This is a genomic window from Rhizobium aouanii (assembly GCF_037002925.1).
GTDB lineage: Bacteria > Pseudomonadota > Alphaproteobacteria > Rhizobiales > Rhizobiaceae > Rhizobium > Rhizobium aouanii.
Map to the genome: position 1 here is coordinate 1 of NZ_JBAMYD010000040.1, position 6514 is coordinate 6514.

6 protein-coding genes are annotated in these 6514 nt (G+C 59.1%); 2 read left to right on the forward strand and 4 right to left on the reverse strand.

The genetic code is table 11. The features are described from left to right. Positions 1 to 301 precede the first annotated feature (301 nt). A complete protein-coding gene (gene flhB, locus V8P77_RS34530; protein WP_168344812.1) occupies positions 302 to 1381 on the forward strand; it encodes a flagellar biosynthesis protein FlhB in 1080 nt (359 codons plus the stop codon). Positions 1382 to 1386: 5 nt separating this feature from the next. Further along, complete coding sequence (locus tag V8P77_RS34535) at positions 1387 to 1830, forward strand: BspJ family T4SS effector nucleomodulin (RefSeq protein WP_017958982.1); 444 nt, start codon at positions 1387 to 1389, stop codon at positions 1828 to 1830. Positions 1831 to 1912: 82 nt separating this feature from the next. On the opposite strand, the gene visR is transcribed toward V8P77_RS34535, so the two are convergent. The 4 genes from visR to V8P77_RS34555 all read right to left on the reverse strand — a co-directional run bounded on the left by visR (position 1913) and on the right by V8P77_RS34555 (position 6467). Beyond that, positions 1913 to 2659: a transcriptional regulator VisR gene (gene visR, locus V8P77_RS34540; protein ID WP_335916743.1), complete on the reverse strand. Its 747-nt coding sequence runs from the start codon at positions 2657 to 2659 to the stop codon at positions 1913 to 1915. A gap of 8 nt (positions 2660 to 2667) precedes the next feature. Next, complete coding sequence (gene visN, locus V8P77_RS34545; protein WP_026154436.1) at positions 2668 to 3414, reverse strand: transcriptional regulator VisN; 747 nt, start codon at positions 3412 to 3414, stop codon at positions 2668 to 2670. A 368-nt stretch (positions 3415 to 3782) separates the two neighbouring features. Continuing rightward, positions 3783 to 5474 (reverse strand): flagellar basal-body MS-ring/collar protein FliF, encoded by a 1692-nt coding sequence (gene fliF / locus V8P77_RS34550; protein ID WP_335916744.1) that lies wholly within the window; start codon positions 5472 to 5474, stop codon positions 3783 to 3785. Between the two features lie 232 nt (positions 5475 to 5706). Further along, a protein-coding gene (locus V8P77_RS34555; protein WP_335916745.1) for an IS5 family transposase occupies positions 5707 to 6467 on the reverse strand; the annotation gives its coding sequence in 2 pieces (ribosomal slippage) (positions 5707 to 6128 and positions 6128 to 6467; 762 coding nt in all). Positions 6468 to 6514: the final 47 nt, after the last annotated feature.

Consider the following 6514-nt stretch of genomic DNA (forward strand, 5'->3'; position numbering starts at 1 on the left):
TTAGGTCCTTGTTTTTACGCATGTCGTTATCGCAAAACCGCTGCACACTTTTGCGCGACATGCTTTGGCGCTTCGAGACTGTTGACAAATCCGGCATGCCGAAAGGCGGCTGTTGATCGCCGTGCCACAGACGACTACCCTTCCAGCAATAGACCGTGCTCTAAAGCGCGTCGCATAGAACTCGGTTCTTGCGACGCGCTTTAGGTCTTTGTTCTGATGCATGTCGTCATCCCAAAAGCGCTGCACGTTTTTGGCCGACATGCATTGGCTGCGGCCTGTTTCTTTGACGGAGGGCCGCGACTTGGCAGACGATGACAAGGACAGCAAAACAGAAGCCCCGACCGCGAAAAAGCAAAGCGATGCCGCGGAAAAGGGCAACGTGCCGTCTTCGCGCGAACTGTCGATCTTTGCGACCATCCTCGCCACCTTCATCTATCTGGTGTTCTTCCTTCCAGAAAGTGTCGGGCGCATGACTGAAATGCTGCGCGACATCTTCGAGCAGCCCGACCAGTGGAAGATCGAGACGGGACCGGATGTCCTGGCGCTGTTCGTCCGGATCGGCTGGGCAAGTGCGGCGCTGGTGGCGCCCGCCTTCATCCTGTTCATGGTGTTCGGCGTCGCCTCCTCCGTCTTTCAGAACCTGCCGACGCCGGTGCTCGAACGCATCCGCCCGCAGGCCTCGCGTATCTCGCCGATCAAGGGCTGGTCACGGCTCTTCAGCCTGCCCGGCCTGGTCGAATTCGGAAAATCGCTGTTCAAGGTTGTCGTCGTCGGGGTGATCCTGTTCTTCGTGCTCAGGAGCGAATATTTCGGCTCGATCGACGCGATGTTCTCCGATCCGCAGACGATCCTGGTGCGAATGATGGCGGCGATGCGCAAGATCATCATCGTCATGCTGATCGCCACGGCGATCGTGGCGATCGCCGATCTTTTCTGGACGCGCCATCACTGGTTCACCGAGTTGAAGATGACGCGGCACGAGGTGAAGGAAGAAAACAAGCAGGCGCAAGGCGATCCCTTCGTCAAGAGCCGGCAGCGCTCGCTGATGCGCGACCGGGCGCGCCGGCGCATGATCGCCAACGTGGACCGCGCGACGCTGGTGATTGCAAACCCGACGCACTATGCGGTGGCGCTGCGTTATGCGCGTGAAGAGAACGACGCGCCGGTGGTGCTGGCCAAGGGTCAGGACCTGATTGCGCTCAAAATCAGGGAGATCGCCGAGAAGAACGGCATACCGGTGTTCGAAGATCCGCCACTTGCGCGCTCCATGTTTGCGCAAGTCTCGATCGATAGTGTCATCCCGTCAGTCTTCTATAAGGCGGTAGCGGAGCTCATCCACCGGGTCTACGCTGCGGACGCCAAGAACAAACGGGTAAGATAAGCCGAATGAAAAAATGCCCCCACTCTACCCAGCGTGAAAAGATCCTCGCAGACGCGATCAGCCCGGTCGCTACTGAACTGCGCCTTCTGGATGCTTCTGACCTTATTTCACTGCTGCGCTTCGAGTATTACGGCAATCTTTCCGATCTCGTCGCTTCGGCGGCGGAGCTTTTCTTTCATCCGGGCACGGTGAATTTCGGCCTGGGCGGCAATTATACTCTGGAGTGGGGCGGCAAGCCCGAAGTCGTTCTCGATCTGGAAATCAAGCCGCGCGGCGTCACCGTCTATGCACAACTCACCCTTGCCGAAGATCACGCCGGCATCGAGATCAGCCATATCGCTTTCCAGGAGCCCTCGGCCGATCCTGACGAGAATACCATCTTCCTCAAAAAGAGCCTTCGGGAAGCGCGTTACAGTGTCAACCAGCCGCCGCAGGCGCTGGCCGGCTGACTTTCTTCCATGCACACTTTTGCGCGACATGCTCTCGCGCGTCCGAAAAGACGCGCGGCGCTGAAAGGGACAACGCGCGAGTTCAGCTGATATAGCCAAGCCGGATCGCCTTGGCGATCGCCTGGATGCGATTGACGGAATCGAGCTTGATGGTCGCCGAGCCGAGATAGGCGTTCACGGTGTGCACGGACAGGCCGAGCTTGTCGGCAATCTCTTCGCTGATGCGGCCGTCGCCGGCAAGCTGCAGACAGGCGATCTCGCGTTCGCTGAGCGCCTCAGCGGCAGCCGTGCGGCGTTCGTCGAGCGAGAGCAGATCCATCATGATATGGCAGCAGCGGCCGTGCAGTTCGACGATGGTATCGCTCGAAGGATCGAGCTCGTCGCCGGTGAAAAGGATGAAACCATTGCCGACGGCGCCGAGCCGCACCGGAAAGGCAAGTCCGGAGAAGGGCAGAATACCGTCCTGCAGTCGCGTCATGAACGGCGAGAAGTCCGCCGGACCGGGTGCCGCACGGTCGTAACCGCCGGCCCATGAGAGCGGCAGCAGCGACTTGTCGATATGATCGAGAAGAATATCGCCGTAGGCATCCGTGAAGGCCTTGCCGAAACCGGCATTGGAAGACCCCCAGTTTTCAAGCTCGCAGACAAGCCTCTGCTTTGCCGGAAGGCCCGAGCCGCTGACGCGGAAGATCGCGAAGCCTTGCGCATCGGCGAGCTTCTGCATCGCGATCAGCCGCGGAAAAAGGTCGGACCGGCTGGAAATCCTGTTCACACGCACCGTGCGCAGCTGCTCGGCGCTGCTCATCGTCCTGCCTGCCGGATAGCCCATAGATCCCCCTATACGAGATTATTGCGGACGGCGAAGGCAATGGCCTCGGACCGGGTCTTGGTCGCCGTCTTGCGCATCACGCTGGTGATGTAGTTGTTGATGGTATTGCGAGAGATTCCGAGGATCATCGCGATCTCGTCACTGGTCTTGCCTTCGGCGATCCAGAACAGGCATTCCAGCTCGCGGTCGGTCAATTCGAAATCGCGATCGACCTTCGTACCACCGCAGCGCAGGAAGCTCGCGACATAACCTGCAAGCAGGCCTACGTCCCGCAGGCGCTCCGGAGAAAGGATGAACCCCTCGCCGAACAGGAACATCAAGGCCAGCCGCGACCGGCCGACATTGAAGGTCACCGAACAATATTGGCGGCTGGCGCCGTCCGGAATCTCGGCACTGTCAGGCAGAAGAGCAAAATTCGGCTGGAAGACCTGCATGCATTTTTCCAGCTCTGTCGAGCGGGCATAGCCGCGGACCAGATCATTGGCGATGTCCCTGACCAGATCGAAAGGCCAGTCCGACGAAACGATGAAATCGAGGCCACTTTCCTGAAGGAGATCGCAGCGTGCCAGAAGGTAGTGCGAAGCACCCACGTAGTCCGTCAGTGCGCGCAGACCAGACTGCAACCTGCCGGTGCTGGCAACGCCGTGGAGGCGCTGGAGCAGCTCATCGCGCGGCAGCAGATCCGGCACCACCGCACTCGCGAAATTCGCCATATGCCTCTCGCCTTTGCTCGCCTGAATTACATTCATATCCATTGGCAATGTCCTGCGGCTGAGAAACGATCGAACTCGGTGCAACAGCAATTTTTCTGTAAAGGATTCAGGTCAAGTCCCGCTCGAATCCCATTTCGAATCACCTAAGGGTAAGCCAGCCGATGCAAATCACCATCTCCGACTTCTAGGGATTTACTTTCGCCGTCGCCAATGCACTGATTCGACCACTCGTTCCAGCCTTCAAGATCTAAGGAGGCTAAGGTGATTCTGGCGGTATCGCAACCAGCTTCGCGTTTTACGCGAATCCCTCTCATCATGTCGCGTTACAGCCGCATTTAAGTAGTCGGATCTATAGTGTTGTTGATTTCCCCACCCCGACATGAAAAAAGGCCGGTCGCCCGGCCTTTCCTTTACGCTGCTTCGTCGATCGCCCATTTCCTGAGGATTTTCGCGGCGCGTTCCTCGTTGATCTCGACCATACGGGAAAGCTTGCGTTCCGGGCCTTCCTTGACGCGACGATTGAAGTTTCCATCGTCGTCGCCGAGGCTGAGCAGGTCCTCGGTACTGTCGAAGCCGAAGTCGGACCCGAAGCCGTCCATGAGAGCGCCGCCGGGTGCTCCCGATGCAGGCGCGAAGTCCGGAAGCTCGAGGCCAGCCGCTTCCGGCGTCGCGTCGCCGAAAGCCGCGGAGCTGCCGTTGCCGTTGATGCTGCGCACCAGAGGCCGCAGGCCCATCCAGACCACCACGAAGGCGACCGCGACAAAAGCGAGCGAGTTGATGATGCCGGCAAGGTTGCGGCTCAGCATGTCCATGACGCGGACACCGCCGGTGGCGTCTTCGAGCAACTGGTTCTCGAGGAAGTCCATGGCCGTCACGGTGACGACGTCGCCGCGCTTGGCGTCGATGCCGGCCGCCGAAGCGACGATCTTCTGCATTTCGGCAAGATAGGCGTCAACCTTGGTCTGATCGGCAGGCTCACCGACCATCTTGGCGATGCGGCCCTTGTTGACCACCACGGCGATCGAAAGCTTTTCGACCTTATAGCTGCTGCGGGTCGTCGCCGTCGTCTTGCTGTTGATTTCGTAGTTGGTCTGCTCTTCGCGCTTGTCAGACTTGTCCTGCGATTCAGGCCCGGCGGAGCCGCCAGCCTCGGGAGCCGCCTGCGGAATGTTCTGCTCGACCGTCGTCGCGCTATCGGACGTCTTCTGCTGCGACTGCTGGGCTTCCTTCGTCGAGCGGACCGAGCGTTCGACCTTGGATTCGGGATCGAAAACCGTTTCCTGGATCTGCTGGGCGTCGGTGTTGAGATCGGCGGTGACGCTGGAGCGGAAATTGTCCATGCCGAGGAAGGGTGCCAGCGCCTTGTCGATGTTGGATTCGACTTCCTGCTGAACGTTCTGGACGATGTTGAGCGAGCGGTTCAGCGAGCTGTTGCTCGCCTCGTCGCCGGAAGCGAGCAGCTGGCCGGCGGAATCGAGGATCGTCACGTCATCGACATCAAGCCCCGGCACGGCCGAGGCGACGAGGTGGCGGATCGAGGTCGCCGCGCTGCGCCCGGTGGTGGCGCTTGCGCGAATCATGACGGACGCGGTCGGTTTTTGCTCCGCCTTCCGGAAGTTTCCGACCTCCGGCATGACGATATGGACGCGCGCGGCTGTTATACCCGAGATCGACTGGATGGTGCGGGCGATTTCGCCTTCCAGAGCGCGAACCCGCGTCACCTCCTGCATGAAGGAGGTCAGGCCGAGGGAGCCGACATTGTCGAAGAGTTCATAACCGGCATTGGCGCTGTTCGGCAGGCCGCGCTCGGCAAGCATCAGGCGGGCCTTGCCCGTCATCCCCGCGGGAACGCTGATGCTGGAGCCGTCCGTGCCAACCTGGAAATCGACGTTGGCTTCGGCAAGCGCCATGCTGATCTGGTTGAGATCCGGCGAGTCCAGACCGACATAGAGCGTTTCCTGTGCCGGTTTGTTGACGAAAAGGGCGGCCGCAAGGACGATTGCGATGGAGACGGCACCGACGCCTCCGAGAATCATCAGGCGTGTTCGGCCCAGGGAACCGAAGTTCTTAAAGATCTGAACTAATTGATTTAACAGATTCATTCTGTTCTCGCACGATCCGTCAAAGACAAAGCAGGCTTATTGCCTCATCAGACGAATAGTCGGCGAAACTTGTGCGAGCGTTTCGTGGGAGTATGCGGGAGCGAAAAGGCCTGAAGTAATTCCAGCAAAAATGCGCAGCGGTTTTGCGTCCGGAATTGCGCAAGAACAAGGAGAGAGCGTTTCCGTGACTCGGAGAAAAACGGGGACGTTCTAGGCCGTAGTGACGATTTAACTATTTGAGCCAAATTGCGATAGCAGCGAGTTTGACGAATCCCATGAAATTGGCGAGGAGCTTGTCGTATCGTGTTGCAACGCGTCGAAACTGTTTGAGTTTGTTGAAGAAGCGCTCGATGCGATTGCGCTCCTTGTAGAGTTCAGTGTCATAGGCGCGTTGGATTTTGCGATTCCGTTTTGGCGGAATGACGACACCAATTCCTATTTCTGCGATCCTTTCGACGAGATGATCCGCGTCGTAACCTTTGTCGGCCAGCATTGCATCGGCCTCAATACCCTCGACAAGGTCGTGGGCCAAGGCGATGTCGTTGCGCTGCCCGGGAGTGCCGATCAGGCGTATGGGCAGGCCGAGCGCTTCGGTCGCTGCATGGATTTTCGTGCTCAATCCGCCGCGAGACCGACCCAGGCCTTGGGCATCCGCCCCCCTTTTTCCTTGCGGGCTCCGGCTGCATGCTGATGGGCGCGCACGATGGTGCTGTCGATCATCAGCCATTCGAGGTCTGCTTCGCGCGCCAGAACGGCGAGCATCTCATCAAGAACGCCCATCTCGATCCAGCGATAATAGCGTCGCTTGACCGAGCGATAGTCCCCAAGTCGCTCGGGCAGGTCGCGCCAGCGTCCGCCGGAACGGGCCATCCACAACAGCGCATCCAGAAATGTTCGATTATCCGTGCGAGGACCACGTTTGCCTTTGGTGCCACCCGGCACAAAGCCCTTGATCCGTTCCCATTGGTCATCCCGAAGGGCATCGCAGTTCATCACCGACCTCCAAAAAGTCAGTTTTGAATCTGATTTGCACGCCTTTG